General features: G+C 63.0%; 21 protein-coding genes. 15 read left to right on the top strand and 6 right to left on the bottom strand.

Annotation, left to right across the window (positions count from 1 at the left end):
• Positions 1-74: 74 nt before the first annotated feature.
• The 3 genes from ydcS to HU767_RS06970 form a co-directional block, all read right to left on the bottom strand.
• Entirely contained in the window at positions 75-1,226 is a 1,152-nt protein-coding gene (ydcS, locus tag HU767_RS06980) for a putative ABC transporter substrate-binding protein YdcS (protein WP_186705455.1), read from the bottom strand.
• Between the two features lie 90 nt (positions 1,227-1,316).
• Positions 1,317-2,774, bottom strand: coding sequence for a gamma-aminobutyraldehyde dehydrogenase (locus HU767_RS06975; protein ID WP_186705456.1), 1,458 nt, complete (start codon positions 2,772-2,774; stop codon positions 1,317-1,319).
• Positions 2,775-2,975: 201 nt separating this feature from the next.
• Positions 2,976-3,890 (bottom strand): LysR family transcriptional regulator, encoded by a 915-nt coding sequence (locus HU767_RS06970; protein WP_186705457.1) that lies wholly within the window; start codon positions 3,888-3,890, stop codon positions 2,976-2,978.
• Positions 3,891-4,071: 181 nt separating this feature from the next.
• On the opposite strand from HU767_RS06970, the gene HU767_RS06965 reads away from it, so the two are divergent.
• From HU767_RS06965 to HU767_RS06895, 15 genes are all read left to right on the top strand, one after another.
• Complete coding sequence (locus tag HU767_RS06965; protein WP_186705458.1) at positions 4,072-4,782, top strand: tellurite resistance TerB family protein; 711 nt, start codon at positions 4,072-4,074, stop codon at positions 4,780-4,782.
• A gap of 238 nt (positions 4,783-5,020) precedes the next feature.
• Positions 5,021-6,643: a methyl-accepting chemotaxis protein gene (locus HU767_RS06960; RefSeq protein ID WP_186728966.1), complete on the top strand. Its 1,623-nt coding sequence runs from the start codon at positions 5,021-5,023 to the stop codon at positions 6,641-6,643.
• Positions 6,643-7,179, top strand: a complete 537-nt coding sequence (locus HU767_RS06955) for a chemotaxis protein CheW (protein ID WP_186705460.1) — start codon at positions 6,643-6,645, stop codon at positions 7,177-7,179. Before HU767_RS06960 ends, HU767_RS06955 begins: the two co-directional genes overlap by 1 nt.
• A complete protein-coding gene (locus HU767_RS06950; protein WP_186728964.1) occupies positions 7,176-8,441 on the top strand; it encodes a protein-glutamate O-methyltransferase CheR in 1,266 nt (421 codons plus the stop codon). Before HU767_RS06955 ends, HU767_RS06950 begins: the two co-directional genes overlap by 4 nt.
• Entirely contained in the window at positions 8,438-9,109 is a 672-nt protein-coding gene (locus tag HU767_RS06945) for a chemotaxis protein CheW (RefSeq protein ID WP_186705462.1), read from the top strand. Before HU767_RS06950 ends, HU767_RS06945 begins: the two co-directional genes overlap by 4 nt.
• Positions 9,106-11,370, top strand: a complete 2,265-nt coding sequence (locus tag HU767_RS06940) for a hybrid sensor histidine kinase/response regulator (RefSeq protein ID WP_186728962.1) — start codon at positions 9,106-9,108, stop codon at positions 11,368-11,370. The genes HU767_RS06945 and HU767_RS06940 overlap by 4 nt, the downstream gene beginning before the upstream one ends.
• A complete protein-coding gene (locus tag HU767_RS06935; protein WP_186728960.1) occupies positions 11,367-12,377 on the top strand; it encodes a chemotaxis response regulator protein-glutamate methylesterase in 1,011 nt (336 codons plus the stop codon). The genes HU767_RS06940 and HU767_RS06935 overlap by 4 nt, the downstream gene beginning before the upstream one ends.
• Positions 12,378-12,422: 45 nt before the next feature.
• Positions 12,423-13,424 carry a diguanylate cyclase gene (locus tag HU767_RS06930; RefSeq protein WP_186728958.1) on the top strand — a complete coding sequence of 334 codons (1,002 nt, stop codon included), beginning with the start codon at positions 12,423-12,425 and terminating at the stop codon, positions 13,422-13,424.
• Positions 13,425-13,698: 274 nt separating this feature from the next.
• A protein-coding gene (gene prfB, locus HU767_RS06925) for a peptide chain release factor 2 (RefSeq protein WP_095963568.1) occupies positions 13,699-14,794 on the top strand; the annotation gives its coding sequence in 2 pieces (ribosomal slippage) (positions 13,699-13,770 and positions 13,772-14,794; 1,095 coding nt in all).
• A 108-nt stretch (positions 14,795-14,902) separates the two neighbouring features.
• Positions 14,903-16,405 carry a lysine--tRNA ligase gene (gene lysS, locus HU767_RS06920; protein WP_186705466.1) on the top strand — a complete coding sequence of 501 codons (1,503 nt, stop codon included), beginning with the start codon at positions 14,903-14,905 and terminating at the stop codon, positions 16,403-16,405.
• Between the two features lie 101 nt (positions 16,406-16,506).
• Positions 16,507-17,223 carry a TetR family transcriptional regulator gene (locus HU767_RS06915; RefSeq protein WP_053118752.1) on the top strand — a complete coding sequence of 239 codons (717 nt, stop codon included), beginning with the start codon at positions 16,507-16,509 and terminating at the stop codon, positions 17,221-17,223.
• Positions 17,224-17,373: 150 nt separating this feature from the next.
• Positions 17,374-17,928, top strand: a complete 555-nt coding sequence (locus tag HU767_RS06910; protein WP_186728951.1) for a hypothetical protein — start codon at positions 17,374-17,376, stop codon at positions 17,926-17,928.
• 36 nt (positions 17,929-17,964) lie between these two features.
• Entirely contained in the window at positions 17,965-19,242 is a 1,278-nt protein-coding gene (locus tag HU767_RS06905; RefSeq protein WP_003185001.1) for a flavohemoglobin expression-modulating QEGLA motif protein, read from the top strand.
• 150 nt (positions 19,243-19,392) lie between these two features.
• A complete protein-coding gene (locus HU767_RS06900) occupies positions 19,393-20,298 on the top strand; it encodes an alpha/beta hydrolase (protein ID WP_186705468.1) in 906 nt (301 codons plus the stop codon).
• Positions 20,295-20,624, top strand: coding sequence for a hypothetical protein (locus tag HU767_RS06895; protein WP_030139524.1), 330 nt, complete (start codon positions 20,295-20,297; stop codon positions 20,622-20,624). Before HU767_RS06900 ends, HU767_RS06895 begins: the two co-directional genes overlap by 4 nt.
• Positions 20,625-20,816: 192 nt before the next feature.
• Here HU767_RS06895 and HU767_RS06890 read toward each other — a convergent pair whose 3' ends face one another.
• The 3 genes from HU767_RS06890 to HU767_RS06880 all read right to left on the bottom strand — a co-directional run bounded on the left by HU767_RS06890 (position 20,817) and on the right by HU767_RS06880 (position 22,700).
• Positions 20,817-21,605, bottom strand: a complete 789-nt coding sequence (locus HU767_RS06890; RefSeq protein WP_186728987.1) for an OmpA family protein — start codon at positions 21,603-21,605, stop codon at positions 20,817-20,819.
• Between the two features lie 51 nt (positions 21,606-21,656).
• Positions 21,657-22,070 (bottom strand): DUF4398 domain-containing protein, encoded by a 414-nt coding sequence (locus HU767_RS06885; RefSeq protein ID WP_186705469.1) that lies wholly within the window; start codon positions 22,068-22,070, stop codon positions 21,657-21,659.
• A 285-nt stretch (positions 22,071-22,355) separates the two neighbouring features.
• Positions 22,356-22,700, bottom strand: a complete 345-nt coding sequence (locus HU767_RS06880; protein WP_186705470.1) for a pilin assembly protein — start codon at positions 22,698-22,700, stop codon at positions 22,356-22,358.
• Positions 22,701-22,728 lie beyond the last annotated feature (28 nt).

Below are 22,728 nucleotides of genomic sequence, written 5' to 3'. Positions count from 1 at the left end.
TTTGGGCGTGCTTCGCACACCAGCGGGAGCAAGCTCCCTCGCCACAAGGGCCGCTCCCATTTATGTGCTGGGGTTTAACGCCCACCCATGATCGCAATGTAATCCTGGGTCCAGCGGCTGTACGGCACGAACTTGCCGCCCTCGGCCTGTGGGGTTTTCCAGAAGGCGATCTTGTCGAATTGATCGAAGCCGTTGGTCTTGCAGCCTTCGGCGCCCAGCAGCTCGCTGCCCTTGCACGCCGCCGGCACCGCTGGCAACGAACCGAACCACGCGGCCACGTCACCCTGGACTTTCGGTTGCAGCGACCAGTCCATCCACTTGTACGCGCAGTTGGGGTGCTTGGCCTCGGCGTGGAGCATCGTTGTGTCGGCCCAGCCGGTGGCGCCTTCTTTCGGAATGGTCGAGGCGATCGGTTGCTTCTCGTTCATCAGGCCGTTGACCTGATAGGGCCAGGCGCCGGACGCCACCACGCCTTCGTTCTTGAAATCGCTCATCTGTACCGTGGTGTCGTGCCAGTAGCGGTGGATCAACGGCTGCTGGGCCCGAAGCAGTTCCAGCACGGCCTTGTACTGGGCTTCGTCGAGTTGGTACGGGTCCTTGATGCCTAGTTCAGGCTTGGCGGTCTTGAGGTACAGCGCCGCGTCGGCGATGTAGATCGGACCATCGTAGGCTTGCACGCGCCCTTTGTTCGGCTTGCCGTCGGGCAATTCCTGGGCATTGAACAGCACGCTCCAACTGGTGGGCGCTTGCTTGAACACCTCGGTGTTGTACATCAGCACGTTCGGGCCCCATTGGTACGGGGTGCCGTAGGTCTGCTGGTTGACCACGTACCACGGCGCATCTTTCAGGCGCGGGTCGAGGTTTTTCCAGTTGGCGATCAGCGCGGTATTGATCGGCTGCACGCGCTTGCCGGCAATCAGCCGCAACGAGGCGTCGCCCGAGGCGGTGACCAGGTCGTAGCCGCCCTTGGTCATCAGGCTGACCATTTCATCGGACGTGGCGGCGGTTTTCACATTGACCTTGCAGCCGGTTTCCTTCTCGAACCCCGTGACCCAGTCGTAGGCCTTGTCGCTTTCTCCGCGTTCGATGTAACCCGGCCAGGCGACGATATCCAGTTGGCCCTCGCCGGCACCGACGGCCTTGAGCGGCTCGGCGGCCTGGAGGCTGACGCTGGTCAGCAGCGCTGTGGTGAGTGCACTGAGCAATGCGGTCTTGTGCGCGTACATGGAAATCCCTCTTGCTTTAATTATGGTCGGGGCAGTGTTCGAACAGGATGAAACGCCATGGTTGGCCTGTTATTAGAGTAGTGCTGTTATCTAGAGATGCTGGCCGTGACGGGCCATGATATGGCGCACCACGCTGTAGTCCTGGAGCGAATCGCTGGACAGGTCCTTACCGTAGCCGGAACGTTTCAGGCCGCCGTGGGGCATTTCGCTGACCAGCATGAAATGGCTGTTGATCCAGGTGCAGCCGTATTGCAACCGCGCCGCCACCTGCATGGCCTTGTCCAGGTTCTGGGTCCATACCGAGGACGCCAGGCCGTATTCCGAATCATTGGCCCATTCCACCGCCTGGCTGAGTTCGTCGAAGCGGGTCACGGTCACGACCGGGCCGAACACCTCGCGCTGGACGATTTCATCGCTTTGCTTGCAGCCGGCCAGCAGGGTGGGTTGGTAATAGAAGCCAGCACCGGAATGCACCGCCGCCCCGGTGATGCGCTCGATGTGCGGCTGGCCGAGGGCGCGCTCGACAAAACTGGCCACGCGGTCGCGCTGGCGGGTGCTGATCAGCGGGCCGATCTCATTGTCGGCGTCGCGCTTGCCGGCAAAGCGCAGGCTGCTGACCGCCGCGCCGAGCTCGGCCACCAGCCGGTCGTGAATTCCGCCCTGGGCGTAGATCCGGCACGCCGCGGTGCAATCCTGCCCGGCGTTGTAATAGCCGTAGGTGCGCACGCCTTCGACCACGGCTTGGATATCGGCGTCGTCGCACACGATCACTGGCGCCTTGCCGCCCAGTTCCAGGTGTGTGCGCTTGAGGGTTTTTGCGGCTGCCTGGAGGATTTTCTGCCCGGTGACGATATCGCCCGTCAGCGAAACCATGCGCACTTTAGGATGGCTGACCAGATGGCTGCCCACCCCTTCGCCACCGCCGCAGAGGATATTGATCACGCCCCGTGGCAGGAGCCGGGCCAGCATCGGCGCCAAGGCCAGGATCGACAACGGCGTGTGCTCCGAGGGCTTGAATACCAATGTGTTGCCCGCGGCCAGGGCCGGGGCGATTTTCCAGGCGGCCATCATGATCGGGTAGTTCCACGGCGCGATGGACGCCACGACGCCGATCGGGTCGCGGCGCACCATGCTGGTATAGCCGGGCAGGTATTCGCCACTGAGCTGGCCGGTCTGGCAGCGCACGGCACCGGCGAAGAAACGAAAGACATCCACCGTGGCGCTCAGGTCATCCTGGCGCGCCAGGTGCAGCGGCTTGCCGCAGTTCAGGGCTTCGAGGCGGGCCAGCTCATCGGCGTTCTGTTCGATGGCGCTGGCGATGTCCAGCAGCAGGTTCGAGCGTTGCTGTGGCGTGGTGCGCGACCAGCCGTCGAAGGCGCGGTGGGCGGCGAGGATCGCGGCTTCCACCTGCTCGGTACTGGCCTCGGCGATGTGAGCCACGACTTCGCCGGTGGCCGGGTTGAGGATCGGCTCGACAACGCCTTCACCGGGAACGAGTTCCCCGTCGATCAGCAACGCGGTGCACAACGGGGTTTGCGTGCCAGCCATGTTCGCCTTCTCTTTTTTAGAGGTGACTACTGCTATCAGTTACAACATAAAACCTGTGGGAGCGAGCCTGCTCGCGATAGCGGTCTATCTGTATCACCGCTTCGCGAGCAGGCTCGCTCCCACAATGGATTGCGGCGATGCAGCAAGACTAGTGCTCAGCCTCAATGCCGACAAATTCGAAATACTCAAGGCTGCATTCGATTAAATAGATGGCTTGCGTCCGCCATGAGGCTGTTCCCGGGCCACCGCCAGGAACGGGTCGACCGACGCCGGTCGCGCCGTGCCCCGGCGCCAGGCCAGGCCGACGTCGAGGGTCTGGTTGAGGTCGGCAATCGGTCGCGCTTCGATGATGTCGCCTTCCAGCGACCAGGGGCGGTAGGTCATGTCCGGCTGGATCGACACGCCCAACCCCGCCGCTACCAGGCTGCGCACTGCTTCGGTCGAGGCGGTGCGCAGGGTGACCCTGGGTTGCAGGCCGGCGCCGCGCCAAAGGCGCTGGGCGTTGCGGTCCATTTCGTCGACGTTCAGTTGGATCAGCGGCTCGCGGGCCACATCGGCCAGGTGGATGCTGTCGTGCTCCAGCAAGGGATGCTGCGCCGGTAGCCACAAACGGTGCGGCGAATGCGTCAGGACTTCGGTCTGCAGGGCGTGGCGGTCCTCCAGGTTGGACAGGATCAGCACCCCGACGTCGATTTCGCCGCTGACCAGCAAATGTTCGATGTACGGCCGCTCGTCCTCCATCACGCGGATCTCCACGTTGGGGTAGGCGCGCTGGAAGCGGGTCAGCAGGTCCGCCAGGTAATAACCGGCGACCAGGCTGGTGACGCCAATGGTGACTTGGCCAGCCACCTGGTCGGTGCTTTGTTGCAGGCTGCGCTTGGCGTTGTCGACCGTGGCCAGGATCAGGTGGGCCTGGCGCAGGAATTGATGGCCCTGGTGGGTCAGGGTCATGCCCTTGGCGTGGCGGTTGAACAGGCTGACGCCGATGTCTTGCTCCAGTTGCTGGATGGCCAGGGTCAAGGTGGATTGGGAAATGAACGCCGTTTGCGCCGCGGCGGAGATGGAGCCGGTTTCGGCCACCGCGATGAAATGGCGGATCTGACGCAGAGTCATCATGGACGCGTACCGGTGGGCGGATTTATCGATGTGCTGGAGTGTATATCGTTTTTTTAGAAGGAAAGGAACGTGCACCGCTGGGGGCGTCAGGCAACATCTGGAAGCAATCTCGCCAACGGCGTCGGGCACTTTCGATCTAGGCTGGGGGCCTTACGTTGACCCGAAAATGTGGAGGCAACAAATGAACACCCGTGGATTGCTCGATCAGCTTCTCAAGTCCGGCCAGGAAATGTTGCAGAACAAGGCTGGCGGTTCACAGGGCAAGTCGTCCGGTGGCCTGGGCGGTTTGCTCGGCGGCTCCGGCAACCTGGGCGGGATGCTTTCCGGCGCGGGTGGCGGGGCACTGGCCGCCGGGGCCATGGGCCTGTTGCTGGGCAACAAGAAAGCCCGCAACTTCGGCGGCAAGGCCCTGGCCTATGGCGGCCTGGCGGCCTTGGGCGTGATCGCCTACAAGGCCTATGGCAACTGGCAGGCCCAGCAGGGCAACGCGCCGAAAACCGAACCGCAGACCCTCGACCGCGTGCCCCCGGCGCAGGTCGAGCAGCACAGCCAGGCGATCCTCAAGGCGCTGGTGGCGGCGGCCAAGGCCGACGGCCATGTGGACGAGCGTGAGCGGCAATTGATCGAAGGCGAGTTCACCAAGCTCGACAACGACCAGGAGCTGCAACACTGGCTGCATGCTGAACTCAACAAGCCCTTGGACCCCACCGACGTCGCCCGTGCCGCCAGCACCCCGGAAATGGCCGCGGAAATGTACATCGCCAGCGTGATGCTGGTAGATGAGGAAAACTTCATGGAGAAGTCCTACCTCGATGAACTGGCGCGCCAACTCAAGCTGGAGCCGGGGTTGAAGGTGGAACTGGAAAAACAGGTGCGCCAGGCGACTGTATAAAGCCGCATCAACGCTATTCCTTGTGGGAGCGAGCCTGCTCGCGATGGCGCCCGGTCAGTCGCAGCATGGTTGACTGACACTCCGCTTTCGCGAGCAAGCCCGCTCCCACAGGGGCGGGTTCCATTTCTTCAAGTACCGGTGAGCCTCGGCTCAATCAGAATCCTCCCACGCCGCCATACAGACGCCGCGCCGCCCTCGGCTATACTCCCCAGCATTTTCAAGTGCCCGAGGTTTTACTGTGAAGAATTGGACATTGCGCCAACGCATCCTGGCGAGTTTTGCGGTGATCATCGCCATTATGCTGCTGATGGTGGTTGTCTCGTATTCACGGTTGCTGAAAATCCAGGACAGTGAAGAAAAGGTCCGGGCCGATGCGGTTCCGGGGGTGTATTTCAGCTCGATGATCCGCGGCGGCTGGGTCGACAGCTACGTCCTGACCCAGCAAATCGTCGGCCTTTCCGGGAATCGGGAAATCACCGCCGAGGACAAGGCCCGCTACCAGGGTTTCGAGCAGCACTTGCGCGAAGAAATACAGAACTATCAAAAACTGATCCAGGACCCGGCCGACCAAGTCTCTTTCGACGAGTTCGAGGTCAACCACCAGGACTTCAACAAGGCCCTGGCGAAGGTCCTGGACCTGTATCAGCGCAAGGATTACGACGGGGCGCGACTGGCGCTGAACACCGAGCTGACGACGGCGTGGCTCGACGGTCGCGGACACTTGAACCAGATCATCGAGCGCAATCGCGAGCTGGCACAAAGCGCCACCCTGACCATTGGCGATGCGGTGACGGCGGCCAAGGTCGCCATGGGCCTGTCGTTCCTGGTCGCGCTGATCGTCGCGGTACTCTGTGGCCTGCTGCTGATGCGGGCGATCATGGGGCCGATGAACCGCATCGTCGAGATCCTCGAGATCATGCGCAGCGGTGACCTGAGCGGACGCCTGAACCTGGCGCGCAAGGACGAATTCGGTGCCGTGGAAACCGGCTTCAACGACATGATGGCCGAACTGACCTCGCTGGTATCCCAGGCCCAGCGCTCATCCGTGCAGGTCACCACCTCGGTCACCGAAATTGCCGCCACCTCGCGCCAGCAGCAGGCCACGGCCACGGAAACCGCCGCCACCACCACCGAGATCGGCGCGACGTCCCGGGAAATCGCCGCCACCTCCCGGGACCTGGTGCGCACCATGACCGAAGTTTCCACCGCCGCCGACCAGGCCTCGGTGGCCGCCGGCTCTGGCCAGCAAGGCTTGGCGCGCATGGAGGAAACCATGCATTCGGTGATGGGCGCCGCCGACCTGGTGAACGCCAAGCTGGCGATCCTCAACGAGAAGGCCGGCAACATCAACCAGGTGGTGGTGACCATCGTCAAAGTGGCCGACCAGACCAACCTGTTATCCCTCAACGCCGCCATCGAGGCCGAGAAGGCCGGTGAGTACGGGCGCGGTTTCGCCGTGGTGGCCACGGAAGTACGGCGCTTGGCCGACCAGACCGCCGTAGCGACCTATGACATCGAACAGATGGTGCGCGAGATCCAATCCGCGGTATCGGCCGGTGTGATGGGCATGGACAAGTTTTCCGAGGAAGTGCGCCGTGGCATGGCCGAAGTGCAGCAGATCGGCGAGCAACTGTCGCAGATCATCCATCAGGTCCAGGCTCTGGCGCCGCGGGTATTGATGGTCAACGAAGGCATGCAGGCCCAGGCCACTGGCGCCGAACAGATCAACCACGCCCTGGTGCAACTTGGCGATGCCAGCAGCCAGACCGTGGAGTCCCTGCGCCAGGCCAGCTCCGCCATCGACGAGCTGAGCCAGGTCGCCGTGGGGCTGCGCAGCGGCGTCTCGCGTTTCAAAGTCTGATGGGCGAGCTCGAGACCCGGCGTGGCGTCGCAGCGACGGCCCGCCAGACGTTGTTCCTGGTGTTCTGCATCGGCAACGAACGTTACGCCCTGCAGGCCACCGATGTAGTGGAAGTGCTGCCGCGCCTGCCCCTCAAGCCGATCGCCCGGGCGCCGTCCTGGGTGGCGGGGGTGTTTGCCTGGCGCGGCACCGTGGTGCCGGTGATCGACCTGTGCGCCCTGACGTTCGGCCGGAGCGCCGAACCCCGGACCAGCACGCGTCTGGTGCTGGTGCGTTATCAAGGCGATACACAACAAACCGGGCAAGTCCTGGGATTGATCCTGGAACAGGCGACCGACACCCTGCGCTGTGATCCGGTCGATTTCAAACCCTATGGCCTGGACAATCGGCAGGCGCCGTACCTTGGACCGGTCCGCGAAGATGCCCTTGGGTTGCTGCAATGGGTGCGGGTCAATGACCTGCTCGACGAATCCGTTCGAGCGCTGCTGTTTCCTGCTACGCCGCTGAGCCTCGACGACCTCGAGGCAGCGCCATGAACAACGACCAACGGTTTTTCGATTTTCTCAAGGAGCGCATCGGCCTCGATGTGACCTCCGTCGGCACCGCGATCATTGAGCGCGCCGTGCGCCAACGGATCAGTGCCGTGCCTGGGCGAACCGCCGATGAGTATTGGCAGGCCCTGCAGCATTCGGCCCCGGAACAGCAGGCGTTGATCGAAGCGGTGATCGTCCCGGAGACCTGGTTCTTCCGCTACCCCGAGTCCTTTGCGACCCTCGCCAGGCTGGCCGTCAAGCGCCTGGCGGAGATCAAGCACCTGCGTGCGCTGCGCATCCTCAGTTTGCCGTGCTCCACCGGCGAAGAACCCTATTCCATCGCCATGGCCTTGCTCGACGCCGGCTTGGGGCCCCATCAATTCAAGGTGGACGGCATGGACGTCAGCCCGCTGTCGGTGGCGCGGGCCAAGGACGCGCGTTACGGCAGGAATTCCTTTCGGGGCGCCGACCTGGGTTTTCGCGAGCGGCACTTCGACGCCGAAGACGAAGGCTACCGCCTCAGCGAACGGGTGCGCGAACAGGTGCGCTTGCAAGTAGGCAACCTGCTGGATCCGGCCTTGCTGGCGAACGAGGCCCCCTACGACTTTGTGTTCTGTCGCAACCTGCTGATCTATTTCGACCAGCCGACCCAGCAGCAGGTGTTCGAGGTGCTCAAGCGCTTGACCCATCAGGACGGCGTGCTGTTTATCGGCCCTGCCGAAGGCAGCCTGCTGGGGCGCCTGGGCATGCGCTCGATCGGGATTGCCCAATCATTCGCTTTCAGCCGTCAGGGGGCGCCGGAGCCACAACCGTTGCCGGCCTTGATACCTCCGCCGCTACCGATTCGTCAGCCAGCGCCTCGTGTCATCCCGCCGGTGGTTCGGCCGCGGCCGTTTGCCGCGAGCGTGACACCGATTGCCCCACCCAAGAGCAGCGACGCCGCGAGCTTGCTGGCCAATATCGCGGCCCTGGCCAACGGCGGCAAAAGCGCCGAAGCCCGCGCGGCATGTGAAGAATACCTGCGCAGCCACGCGCCGAACGCCCAGGTGTTCTATTGGTTGGGCCTGCTCAGCGACATGGCCGGTAGCGCGCTGCAAGCCCAGGGTTTTTATCGCAAGGCGCTTTATCTTGAACCGCAACACGCCGAGGCCCTGGTGCATCTGGCGGCGCTGCTGGCTTCCCAGGGAGACGCGGCCGGAGCCCGTCGGTTGCAGGAACGCGCCGCCCGCAGCGGGCGCACGGCAGACAGTGAGCACAAACGATGAGCGGTTCGGCTTCCTACACCATCACCCATGACGATGCCCAGGCCATCGACGATTGCTGGAACCGCATCGGCGTGCATGGCGATAAATCCTGCCCGCTGTTGGTCGAGCATATTCATTGCCGCAATTGCTCGGTGTATTCGGCGGCCGCGACTCGGCTGCTCGACCGTTATGCCTTGCCGCAGGATCAGCGGGATTTGTCCCTGGCCCCGGTAGACAACGATGTGGTCACGCGCTCGTTGCTGATGTTCCGCCTCGGCGAGGAATGGCTGGGCCTGACCACGCGCAGCCTGGTGGAAGTGGCGCCGTTGCAGCCGATTCACTCGTTGCCCCACCAACGCTCACGGGCCCTGCTGGGCGTGGCGAATGTGCGCGGGGCGCTGGTGGCCTGCCTGTCGCTGGTGGAGCTGCTGGACCTGGAGCCCGGCGCGGCGGCGGTGGCCGGTACACGGGTCATGCCGCGCATGTTGATCGTCGCGGCCAAGGGCGGGCCGGTGGTGGTGCCGGTGGATGAGGTGGACGGCATCCACGCCATCGATGAACGTATTTTGGCGAACGCGTCGCCGTCGGCGGGCAAGTACACCCGTGGCGTGCTGCCGTATAAGGGGCGCAGCTTGCGCTGGTTGGATGAAGAACAGTTGCTGACCGCCGTGGCCCGGAGCCTGTCATGACCCCCGACCAAATGCGCGACGCCTCGCTGCTGGAACTGTTCAGCCTGGAAGCCGAAGCCCAGGTCCAGGTGCTGAGCACCGGCCTGCTGGCCCTGGAGCGCGATCCGACCCAGGCCGAGTACCTTGAGTCATGCATGCGCGCGGCGCACTCCCTCAAGGGTGCGGCGCGCATTGTCGGGGTGGATGCCGGGGTTAGCGTGGCCCACGTGATGGAAGATTGCCTGGTCAGCGCCCAGGAGCGGCGCCTGGTGCTGGGCGCCGAGCACATCGACGCCTTGCTGCAAGGCACCGACTTGCTGACGCGCATCGCCACCCCCGGCAACAGCGTTGGCGCGCCGGACATCGACGCCTATGTGGCGTTGATGGGGCGCCTGCTCGATCCCAACGCTGCACAACAACCAGTGCAGGTACCGACAAAAATCGAGACGCCTGTCGAACCCGTCAGCGTCGAGCCGTCCGTGCCGGAACCGCTCGCCGCAACGGAGCCTGCCCCCAAGCGCAAACGGGTCACCGAAGGCGGCGAGCGGGTCTTGCGGGTCACGGCCGAACGCCTCAACAGCTTGCTCGACCTGTCAAGCAAGTCCCTGGTGGAGACCCAGCGCCTCAAGCCTTGGCTGGCGGCGATGCAACGGCTCAAGCGCCAGCAAGGCACCGGCTTGCGCGCCCTTGAAGAGCTGAACCTGCACCTCAAGGACCACGCCCTGAGCCTGCAAGCCCAGGAAGCCCTGGGCGATGCTCGCCGCTTGCTCGCCGAAACCCAGCAGTTGCTGGCGCAGAAAACCGCCGAGCTGGATGAGTTCGCCTGGCAGGCCAGCCAGCGGGCGCAGGTGCTGTACGACACAGCGCTGGCCTGTCGCATGCGGCCGTTCGCCGATGTCCTGTCGGGCCAGGCACGCATGGTCCGTGACCTGGGCCGCAGCCTGGGCAAACAGGTGCGTCTGGAGATCGAAGGCGAGAAAACCCAGGTCGATCGCGACGTGCTGGAACAGCTCGAAGCGCCACTGACCCACTTGCTGCGCAACGCCGTGGACCACGGCATCGAAACCCCGGAACAACGGGTACTGGCCGGCAAGCCCGCCGAAGGCCTGATCCGCTTGCGCGCTTCTCATCAAGCCGGCCTGCTGGTCTTGGAGCTGGCGGACGATGGCGCCGGGGTGGACCTGGAGCGGGTGCGCCGCAGCATCGTCGAGCGCGGCCTTTCTCCTGAGCCAACCGCCGCCAGCCTGAGCGAGGAGGAACTGCTGACCTTCCTGTTCCTGCCCGGTTTCAGCCTGCGCGACACAGTCACCGAAGTGTCCGGGCGCGGCGTTGGCCTGGACGCCGTCCAGCACATGGTCCGGCAGTTGCGCGGGGCGGTGGTGCTGGAGCAGACGGCGGGCGAGGGCAGTCGTTTCCATCTCGAGGTGCCGCTGACGCTGTCGGTGGTGCGCAGCCTGGTGGTTGAGGTCGGCGGTGAAGCGTACGCCTTCCCCCTGGCCCACATCGAACGCATGTGCGACCTGGCGCCGGAAGACATCGTCCAGGTCGAAGGGCGCCAGCATTTCTGGCACGAAGGCCGGCATATCGGCTTGGTCGCCGCCAGCCAGTTGCTCAATCGCCCATCGACGCAGAACGGCAGCCAGACCCTCAAGGTCGTGGTGATCCGCGAGCGCGAGACGATCTACGGCGTGGCGGTGGAGCGGTTCATCGGCGAGCGCACCCTGGTGGTCCTGCCCCTGGACGAGCGCCTGGGCAAGGTCCAGGACATTTCCGCCGGGGCCTTGCTCGACGATGGCTCGGTGGTGTTGATTGTCGATGTCGAAGACTTGTTGCGGTCGGTGGACAAGCTGCTCGATACCGGGCGTCTGGAGCGCATCGCCCGGCAAAACCAGGCCCAGGCACCCCGCAAGCGGATCCTGGTGGTGGACGATTCCCTGACCGTGCGTGAGCTGCAACGCAAGTTGTTGCGGGGTCGCGGCTATGACGTAGCAGTGGCGGTGGATGGCATGGATGGCTGGAATGCATTGCGCTCGGAGGATTTCGATTTGTTGATCACGGACATCGACATGCCACGCATGGACGGCATCGAACTGGTGTCGCTGTTGCGGCGCGACAACCGCTTGCAATCGCTGCCAGTGATGGTGGTGTCCTACAAGGATCGCGAAGAAGATCGTCGCCGTGGCCTCGACGCCGGCGCCGACTATTATCTGGCCAAGGCGAGTTTCCACGACGACGCCTTGCTCGACGCCGTGGTCGAATTGATCGGAGGGGCACGCGCTTGAAGATCGCCATCGTCAATGACATGCCCCTGGCGGTCGAGGCCCTGCGCCGCGCCCTGGCGTTCGAGCCGACGCACCAACTGGTCTGGGTCGCCGCCAACGGTGCCGAGGCAGTGCAGCGTTGCGCCGAATACACCCCGGACCTGATCCTGATGGACCTGTTCATGCCGATCATGGATGGCGTGGAGGCTACCCGGCGGATCATGGCCGACAGCCCATGCGCTATCGTGATTGTGACCGGAGACAGCCAGCAGAATGTCCACCGGGTGTTCGAGGCCATGGGCCATGGCGCGCTGGATGTGGTCGATACCCCGGCCCTGGGCGTCGGTAACCCGGCGGACGCTGCTGCGCCGCTGCTGCGCAAGATCACCAACATCGGCTGGCTGATCGGTGAGCGCAACAAGCGTGAGCGCCCCGCACCGACGGCCCAGCGCGCGGCGGTGTCGCGCAAGAGCCTGGTGGCCATCGGGTCGTCGGCCGGCGGGCCCGCGGCGCTGGAGGTGTTGCTCAAGGCCCTGCCGCGAGACTTTGCCCCGGCGATCGTGCTGATCCAGCATGTGGACGAGGTGTTCGCCGCGGGCATGGCCGCATGGCTGGGCAGTGTGTCGGGCCACACGGTGCGCCTGGCCCGGCACGGCGAGACGCCGCAAAGCGGCACGGTGTTGCTGGCCGGGACCAACCATCACCTGCGTTTGTTGAAGGACGGCACCCTGGCCTATACCGCCGAGCCGGTGAACGAGATCTACCGGCCCTCCATCGACGTGTTTTTTGAAAGTGTCGCCCGGTACTGGAGCGGCGACGCGGTGGGCGTATTGCTCACCGGCATGGGCCGCGACGGTGCGCAAGGGCTTAGACTCATGCGCCAGCAGGGCTATGTGACCATCGCCCAGGACCAGCGCAGCAGTGCGGTGTACGGCATGCCCAAAGCGGCGGCCGCCATCGACGCCGCCGTCCATATTCTTGCCCTGGACGCCATTGCGCCACGGCTGTTGGAGATTGTGACCCCATGAAGAACCCCGCGAACCTTGCCCCAGGCCGTACCCAGGTAAGCCATCATGACTGATTTGCAGCTCGACGAATTCAAGCGCGATGAGAACGCCGCCATGGTCCTGCTCGTCGACGACCAGGCGATGATCGGCGAGGCGGTGCGGCGCGGGCTGTCGAATGAAGACAACATCGACTTCCACTTCTGCTCCGATCCCCACCAGGCCATCGCCCACGCGGTGCGCATCAAGCCGACGGTGATTCTCCAGGACCTGGTGATGCCCGGCCTCGACGGCCTGAGCCTGGTGCGCGAGTACCGTAACCATCCGTCCACCCGCGATATCCCGATCATTGTCCTGTCCACCAAGGAGGACCCGCTGATCAAGAGCGCGGCGTTCGCCGCCGGGGCCAACGACTACCTGGTCAAATTGCCGGACAACATCGAGCTGGTGGCGCGCATCCGCTATCACTCGCGTTCCTACATGATGCTGTTGCAGCGCGACGCGGCCTATCGCGCATTGCGGGTCAGCCAGCAGCAATTGCTCGACACCAACCTGGTGCTGCAACGCTTGATGAACTCCGATGGCCTGACCGGGCTGTCCAACCGCCGGCACTTCGATGAGTACCTGGAACTGGAATGGCGCAGGGCGATGCGCGACCAGAGCCAACTGTCACTGCTGATGATCGACGTGGACTACTTCAAGTCCTACAACGACAACTTCGGCCACTTGGAAGGCGACGAAGCCCTGCGCAAGGTCGCCACGGCCATCCGCGAGGCGTGCAGTCGGCCGTCCGACCTGCCGGCCCGCTACGGCGGCGAGGAGTTCGCCCTGGTGCTGCCCGGCACCTCGCCAGGCGGCGCCCGGCTGATGGCCGAGAAACTGCGCCAGAGCGTCGTCGCCCTGAAAATCCCCCACGCCACGCCCGACGGCGGCGAAAACCTGACCATCAGCATCGGCGTCTCGACCTTCACTCCCCAGCAGGGTGGCGACAGCCGTCAGCTGATCTCGGCGGCGGACAAGGGGTTGTACCTGGCCAAGCACAATGGGCGTAATCGGGTTGGGGTTGAATAAGCCATCCTGAATGTCGGCAGGGATGCCTTTGTGGCGAGGGAGCTTGCTCCCGCTGGGGCGCGCAGCGGCCCTGAAACCAGTTGGCTCGGTGTGCCAGGTCGATTGAGGGGGCCGTTTTGGGGCTGCTGCGCAACCCAGCGGGAGCAAGCTCCCTCGCCACAGGGGCCGGACGCTGAACCTCATTGCCCCTAAAGCCGCCAGGCGGGCTGCCGCTGGCGCTTGATTACGTTATACTCGCCGGCTTTCAAAAGTTCGCCAACGAGTGCTGCCCGCCATGGAAATCAACCCGATCCTTAACACCATCAAGGACCTGTCCGAGCGCTCCGAAACTATTCGGGGGTATCTTTGACTACGATCAAAAGCATGAGCGCCTGACCGAAGTCAATCGCGAGCTTGAAGATCCGAATGTCTGGAACAACCCTTCGTACGCCCAGGAGCTGGGCCGCGAGCGTTCTGCGCTGGCGCAGATCGTCGAGACCCTGGACGAGCTGTCCAGCGGCCTGGCCGATTGCCGCGACCTGCTGGACATGGCTGTCGAAGAGAACGACGAAGGCGCGGTCGGCGATGTCGTCGCCGAGCTGACCCGCCTGGACGAGAACCTCGCCAAGCTGGAATTCCGTCGCATGTTCAGCGGCGAGATGGACATGAACAACGCCTACCTGGACATCCAGGCCGGTTCCGGCGGCACCGAAGCCCAGGACTGGGCCAACATCCTGCTGCGCATGTACCTGCGCTGGGCCGACAAACGCGGTTTCGACGCTACCATCATGGAGCTGTCGGCCGGTGAAGTCGCCGGGATCAAGGGCGCCACCGTGCACATCAAGGGCGAATACGCCTTTGGCTGGCTGCGGACCGAGATCGGCGTGCACCGCCTGGTGCGCAAGAGCCCGTTCGACTCCGGCAACCGTCGCCACACCTCGTTCTCGGCCGTGTTCGTTTCGCCGGAAATCGATGACAACATCGAAATCGAGATCAACCCGGCGGACCTGCGCATCGACACCTACCGTTCCTCCGGGGCCGGTGGCCAGCACGTCAACACCACCGACTCGGCCGTACGGATCACCCACGTACCGACCAACACCGTGGTCAGTTGCCAGAACGAACGTTCCCAGCACGCCAACAAAGACACCGCGATGAAGATGCTGCGGGCCCGCCTGTACGAGCAGGAAGTGCAGAAGCGCAACGCGGCGTCCCAGGCCCTGGAAGACACCAAGTCGGACATCGGCTGGGGTCACCAGATCCGTTCGTACGTGCTCGACGCCTCGCGGATCAAGGACCTGCGGACCAGTATCGAACGCAGTGATTGCGACAAGGTGCTCGACGGCGATATCGATGAATACCTGATCGCCAGCCTCAAACAAGGGCTGTAACGCGACACCCATGCGGCGGACGGGCCACGCTTGCACAGAAAGCGCGGCTCGCCCGCAAACTCCGGCCCGGGCCGGGGGCAACGAACCTGTGATGGAATCCTTAAAGACATGAGCGACCTAGAACTCGACCCGCAAGCCCTGCAACAGGAAGAAAACTCCCTGATCGCCCTGCGCAAGGAAAAGCTTGCTGCCGAGCGCGCCAAGGGCCAGGCCTTCCCCAACGACTTCCGCCGCGATTCGTACTGCGACGCCTTGCAGAAGAAGTACGCGGACAAGACCAAGGAAGAGCTGGCCGAGGCGGCGATTCCAGTCAAGGTGGCCGGTCGTATCATGCTCGACCGTGGTTCGTTCATGGTGATCCAGGACATGACCGGGCGCATCCAGGTCTACGTCAACCGCAAGACCCTGCCGGAAGAAACCCTGGCCGCCGTCAAGACCTGGGACCTGGGCGACATCATCTCCGCCGAAGGCACCCTGGCCCGTTCCGGCAAGGGCGACCTGTACGTCGAGATGACCAACGTGCGCCTGCTGACCAAGTCCCTGCGCCCGCTGCCGGACAAGCACCACGGGCTGACCGACACCGAACAACGCTATCGCCAGCGCTACGTCGACCTGATCGTCAACGAAGACGTGCGCCAGACCTTCCGCGTCCGCTCGCAAGTCATCGCCCACATCCGCAGCTTCCTGATGAAGCGTGACTTCCTGGAAGTCGAGACGCCGATGCTGCAGACCATCCCCGGCGGCGCGGCGGCCAAGCCGTTCGAAACCCACCACAACGCCTTGGACATGGAAATGTTCCTGCGCATCGCGCCGGAGCTGTACCTCAAGCGTCTGGTGGTCGGTGGCTTCGAAAAAGTCTTCGAGATCAACCGCAACTTCCGTAACGAAGGCGTTTCGACCCGGCACAACCCCGAGTTCACCATGCTCGAGTTCTACCAGGCCTACGCCGACTACGAAGACAACATGGACCTGACCGAGGAACTGTTCCGCGAGCTGGCGCAGTTGGTCCTGGGCACTACCGACGTGCCGTACGGCGACAAGGTGTTCCACTTCGGCGAGCCGTTCGTGCGCCTGTCGGTGTTCGACTCGATCCTCAAGTACAACCCTGAACTGACTGCCGATGACCTGAACGACATCGACAAGGCCCGCGCCATCGCCAAGAAGGCCGGCGCCAAGGTCCTCGGCTTCGAAGGCCTGGGCAAGTTGCAAGTGATGATTTTCGAAGAACTGGTCGAGCACAAGCTGGAACAGCCGCACTTCATCACCCAGTACCCGTTCGAAGTGTCGCCGCTGGCCCGTCGCAACGACGAGAACCCAAGCGTGACCGACCGTTTCGAGCTGTTCATCGGTGGTCGTGAAATCGCCAACGCCTACTCCGAGCTCAACGATGCCGAAGACCAGGCCGAGCGTTTCATGGCCCAGGTGGCCGACAAGGACGCCGGCGACGACGAAGCCATGCACTACGATGCCGACTTCGTGCGCGCCCTGGAGTACGGCATGCCGCCGACCGCTGGCGAAGGCATCGGCATCGATCGCCTGGTGATGTTGTTGACCAACTCACCGTCGATCCGGGATGTGATCCTCTTCCCGCACATGCGGCCCCAAGCGTAATTGTTTCAAATAAAAAGCCGCCTCGATGGGCGGCTTTTTATTGCCTGTCTGGTACAAACGTATCAATTGGTTACTTTTTCAAAGAGCGAGGAAGACCTGTCGTGAATCGTGCAATGGCTTCAGAAGGTGCAGCGGGCGTCGCCACGGCTGTCGCTGAAAGTGTTCAGTACCAGGGCCGCAAGGCCAGCCGACAGGGCAGTGAGCAGCGTCGCCAGGAGATTCTCGACGCGGCCATGCGCATCGTGGTGCGCGATGGCGTGCGTGCGGTGCGTCACCGTGCGGTGGCCGCCGAAGCGGGCGTGCCGCTGTCGGCCACTACGTACTATTTCAAGGACATCGACGATTTGCTCACCGATACCTTCGCCCAGTATGTGGAACGCAGCGCGGCGTTCATGGGCAAGCTGTGGGCCAACAACGAAGGCCTTCTGCGGGAAATGGTCGCCTATGGTGACGGCAGCGCCCAGTCGCGCTCGCAACTGGCGGACGACATCGCGCGGATGACCGCCGACTACGTGCGGCATCAACTGGACAGCCGTCGCGAGTACCTGATGGCCGAGCAGGCCTTTCGTCAGGAAGCGCTGCTCAACCCACGCCTGGCGGAGTTGGTGCGTTCCCACCAGCAGATTTTGCTGCATGGCACGTGTCAGTTTTTCCAGGTTTTAGGCTCCCGCGAACCGCAACAGGATGCCAAAGTGTTGACGGCGATTATCGGACGGATGGAATATCAGGGCTTGCTCAATGGCGCCGAGCCGGTAGCCGATGAAGACATGCTCGGCATCCTGACCCGCTACATGCACCTGGTATTGGCGTCGGTGTGATCCAGATGGGTTCACCACAGCCCTTGTGGCGAGGGAGCTTGCTCCCGCTGGGCTGCGCAGCAGCCCCTTTTTTGTGAGCGCTGCGCACTCAAGCGGGAGCAAGCTCCCTCGCCACAGGGGATAAAGCGACCTGTGCCATAGGGAGTTCAAATGAAAGCCTGGCCTGCCGTTGTACTGGCCGCGTCGTTGCTACTGCTCAGTGGTTGCCTGGTGTCCTTCAAGGCGCCGTTACCCAACAGCGAAGCCGCGCCCGATGGCCTGCTCGGCCAATGGACCAGCACCAATGCCTGGGGCGAACCGTTGAACCTGGAGCTGACGCAAGTCGGCAAGCACCGCTACCAGGCCATCAGCTACTTCAGGGCCCAGCCCCATGAGCGCGAAGCCGTCCCCTTGACCGTCTCCCGTCATGGCAGTCGCTGGTACCTGTCGGCCAAGGTGCCGGCCCGCTACGGTGGACATTTCCTGATCGCCGGTTTCGAATTGACCGATAAACAGGAACTGGTGGTCTACAACCTGGACCTGGAGCAGATCAACCAGGCCATCGGCCAGAAGATCCTCAGCGGCCAGCCGAACCAGAGCGAAGAAGGCGACGGTGTGCTGGTGGACAGCGACATGAACAAGGTTTTCAACTACCTAGACGACCCGGCCAATTCCGATGTGTTTTCGGAAGCCGTGCGTTACCAGCGACTGGCCAAATCCCAATAATTGCAACAAGCGGACGTTTTTTCACAGGAGTTTTCGGTGGACGATTACCAGCAGACGATACGCACCTTGTCCGATCGCATTGTGCTGGCGCAAACGCCGATTCGCATTCTCGACGCGGTGAAGTGGGACGAGAACATCCGCAAGGGGTTCCTCAAGGCCAAGGGCAAGGAAATGCCTGCGGTGGATCGCGACTATTACCTCAACCGGCCCCTGTCTTTTGATTCCAGCAAAGTAAAGCTGGAGTTCCAGAACATCGAGCGTGACATCACCCGCCAACTGGGGCAGTTCAACCCGGTGGGCCAGATCATGCGTCGCATGTGCAAGGAATACCGCATGGTGGTGCGCATGCTCGAAGCGCGTGGCACCGAGGATTTCGGGCTGATTTCCCAGGAGCTCTATGGCGCTGCCTCCGATGCCTTCCACGCCGGCGACCCGACCCTGGCCGACCTGGGCCTGATGCTCTCCGACTACCTGAACAACATCGATGGCCGTGGCGACCTCAAGGACGAGCCGAAGGTCCTCAGCGCCAAGGAAGCCGTCAGCCTGTTGCAGCATCGCCTCAACCGGGTGTTCGGCGAAGCCGAGGAAACCATCCGCGTGTTCGAGTCCGATGGCATCGTCGCCGACGCGGCGGCGGGCGCCGACTACATCAAGATCCGCACCGATGCGATGTTCAACGAGCGCGACGTACGGGCGCTGGAGGTCCACGAAGGGCTGGTGCACGTCGGCACCACCCTCAATGGGTTGAACCAGCCGATCTGCACCTTCCTGTCCAAGGGCCCGCCCTCATCCACGGTGACCCAGGAGGGCCTGGCGATCCTGATGGAGATCATCACCTTCGCCTCCTACCCGAGTCGCCTGCGCAAACTGACCAACCGCACCCGGGCCATTCACATGGTGGAGGAGGGCGCCGATTTCCTGCAGGTCTTCGAGTTCTTCCGCGAGCAGGGTTTTGAAATGGCCGAAAGCTACGGCAACGCCAGTCGGGTGTTCCGTGGCTCGGTGCCCACCGGGCTGCCATTCACCAAAGACTTGTCCTACCTCAAGGGCTTCATCATGGTTTACAACTACATTCAGTTGGCCGTGCGCAAAGGCAAGCTGGAGCAGGTGCCGCTGCTGTTCTGCGGCAAGACCACCCTCGAGGACATGCGCACGTTGCGCCAGTTGGTGGACGAAGGCCTGGTGGTGCCGCCTAAATACTTGCCTGAGCAATTCCGCGACATGAATGCCCTGTCGGCCTGGATGTGTTTCTCCAACTTCCTGAACCATCTGAGCCTGGACCGGATCGAAGCGGATTATTCCAATATTCTTTAATCACAACACCGTCCCCCTGTGGGAGCGGGCTTGCTCGCGAAAGCGGTGTGTCAGCTAAGGATAATATTGACTGACACACCGCCTTCGCGAGCAAGCCCGCTCCCACAAAGGACGGTGTTCCAACTCTGATTTTTTGCGAGGCTTCACCGGATGCGAACCCTCGGCATCATCTGCCTGCTGCTGGCCCTGGGCGGTTGCAGCTCCCTGCTGTTCTACCCCGAACGCGGCCTGCCGTTTACCCCGGAGCGGGCCAGGCTCGAGTACCGCGACGTCACCCTGACCACCGCTGACAATCTCAAGCTCCGGGGCTGGTGGCTGCCCGTCAAACCAGGCGTGGAGATCAAGGGCACGGTCCTGCATTTGCACGGCAACGGCGGCAACCTGGCGTGGCACCTGGGCGGGAGCTGGTGGTTGCCAGAGCAGGGCTACCAAGTGTTGATGGTCGATTATCGGGGTTATGGCGTGTCCGAAGGCGAGCCGAGCCTGCCGGCGATCTACCAGGACATCGACGCGGCGTTCCAATGGCTCGACCAGTCGCCCGAGGTCCAGGGCAAGCCGCTGGTGCTGCTCGGTCAGAGCCTGGGCGGCGCGCTGGCGGTGCATTATCTGGTCGAACATCCCCAGCGCCAACGGCAGCTCAAGGCCCTGGTGCTCGATGGCGTGCCCGCCAGCTATCGCGACGTCGGGCGTTTTGCCCTGAGTACCTCGTGGCTGACCTGGCCGTTCCAGGTGCCGTTGTCCTGGCTGGTGCCGGACGGTGACAGCGCGATCAGCTCCGTGGCGCAGTTGAACGGCGTGCCGAAGTTGATCTACCACAGCCTCGACGACCCCATCGTGCCCCTTTCCAATGGCATCCGCTTGTATCAAGCTGCGCCGCCGCCGCGGGTCCTGCAGTTGACGCGGGGCGGCCATGTGCAGACCTTCGCCGACCCGACGTGGCGCACCGTGATGCTGCGCTACCTCGACGATCCCCGGCACTTTGACGGCCTGCGCCGCCTGGGCGAGGTCCCGAACTACCCGAAATCACCCGTTGAACCACCAGAGAACCCGCAATGAGCGAAGAACGTAACGCCATCCCCCTGATCATCACCGGTATCTGCAGCATCCTGGGCACCGTCGCAGTGCTGTGGTACTACGGCTACCTGCATTTCGCCAAGCCCGAGGATGCGTTGCTGCTCAACCAGTTCACCATGCTCAAGACCGTGCCGGGGGAGGATTACAAAGTCTCCTTGGAACCGGCGCCGCAGGTCGCCCAGTGCATTGATGGCGTGCTGGTGTTGTTCGACACCGAGCAGAAAGGCCTGACCGGTGTGTTGATCAACGAGAAGAAACGCGCGGTGCGGTGCATGGGGCAGGAAACACCACAAAAACTGCAGCCGTAATCCAATCCCAACGACACCACAAATCTCCTGTGGGAGCGGGCTTGCTCGCGAAGGCGGTGTGTCAGTCACTGCATAGGTAGCTGGCCGGACGCTTTCGCGAGCAAGCCCGCTCCCACAAGGGGATTTGTGTTGGCCGATAAAAAGCCCCGCCTGACTTCAATCAGGCGGGGCTTTTTGGTTTTACTCAGCCGATCAGTTGGCGCTCATGGTCGAGCGCGGGGCCACTGGCTGGTTGTCGTTGGAGATGGTCACTTCCACGCGACGGTTCATGGCGCGGCCCGAGACGCTGGTGTTGTCGGCCACCGGGAACTCCTTGCCGTAACCCTGGGTCACGATGCGGGCCGGGTCCACGCCCATTTTTACCAGGGCGGTACGCACCGAGCTGGCGCGGCGTTCGGACAGCGATTGGTTGTAGGAATCCGAGCCGGTGCTGTCGGTGTAGCCTTCAATGATCACCTTGCGGTCCGGGTTTTCCTGGAGGAACTGCGCCAGTTTGCTCACATTCGTCATGCCGCTGGTGCGCAGGTCGGACTTGTTGGTGGCGAACAGCACGTCGCCGAAAGTCACCAGCGTACCGCGCTCGGTCTGCTTGGCGTTGAGGCTGTCTTGCAGTTGCTTGATCTGCGCGTTGCGCGCGTCGAGCAGGGCACGGGCGCGTTCGTCACCAGCGTTTTTCAGTTCGGCTTCGGCATTGCGCAGGGCGATGGTCTGCTTGGCCACTTCGACGCGCTGGTTGGTCAGGTAGGCCAGTTGGTCGACCTTGGCTTCGTCTTCCCGGTCCAGGTAGGCCTTGTCGGCCTTGGCCAGGAAATCCGCCGCGTCCTTGGTTTCCAGGGCGGCCACTTTGGTCGCCGCCGGGTCGGCTTGCAGGCCGTTGTAATTGGTCCGCGCCTGTTCAAGATTGGCGTTCGGGTCGTGGGAGCAAGCGGCCAGGGCTACGCAGGCAGCGAGCAGGGCGGGCATCATCAAGTGTTTGTGCATCATAGTCTGTCGTCCTTTTATCAATGAGAAGTACGTCGTGGCGTGAACGGTCTACTGAACCTTGTTCATGCCTTCCTGACGCAGTTCCTGAACCCCTTTCTGAGAGTCCTTGAGGGCTTGTTCGGCCTTGGCGGCCTGGGCCTTGCGCTCGGCGACGCGGGCATCCCATTCGGCTTGTTCGGCCAGTCGCTTGGCTTCTTCGTAGTTCTCGTCATGCATGGCGATTTCGGCTTGCTTGAGCTTGTCCTGGGCCGATTTCATTTCCACGGCGGCAAATTCGGTACCACCGGCGCTGACGGCGCTGTTGACCGCCGACTGGGTCACCGCGTACTGCTCCGAAGGTGGGTTACCGGCGCAACCGGCGAGAATGAAGCTGCTACCGATCGCCAGGGCAGCCAACTTCAAGCCGCGCAGGCCACTGGATGAGGGTTTGGCAGTGCAGGTATTCATAGGCTTCAACTCCATTGGAAAACTCCTGAAAAAACGACAAATCCATGCTGGGACCGAAGCCATGACGTCTGGTTTGGTGTTGGCGCCAAGGCGCGTTTATTTAAACGACCGTTCCAGTATGGTTACTCGGTGTGACCCGAGGCGTTTTTCAAAAGTTCAGCGAGGATGGCCATTCGCCAAAAGAATTACTGACTGATCGGTCAGCGGCAGAAAAGCTGAACTTTCAAGGCGCGCAGCGGTATTCCCGGCGTAGGTGGGAAAGGCCCCGCGCCGGAAAACCGCAACCTGGAGTGAAGGGAATCAGTGTTTGGATTTGTCGTTCTGCGAGGAAAGTTCGTGCAGATGCCGGCGCGACAGGGCGAGGAATCGTGGGGTCGGTCCTACGTCTTCATACAGCGGGTCACCTTCCTCATCGGTGGCGACAACTTGCGAACCCTTGATGTAGGGGAAGCTGGCTTCAAGCTCTTCCAATGCGGCCCCGATCAGCTCGCCCAGCAGCTCCTCGGGCTGGCGCTTGGGGTACATGTCGCAGATCGCAGCCAGGCGTGCGGCGGCTTCGACGTCCAGGTGGATCGTGTAGCCCGTCTGGGTCAGGCGGCCCTTGGCGTTTGCTTCCCAATGCTGGGCAAGTTCACGAATTTTCATGATGACCTCAATCAGCCTGCTCGGGGCA

Origin of the sequence: Pseudomonas sp. SWRI179, from assembly GCF_014268705.1 — a bacterium.
GTDB lineage: Bacteria > Pseudomonadota > Gammaproteobacteria > Pseudomonadales > Pseudomonadaceae > Aquipseudomonas > Aquipseudomonas zanjanensis.
This window is presented reverse-complemented; position numbering and strand designations above follow the sequence as displayed.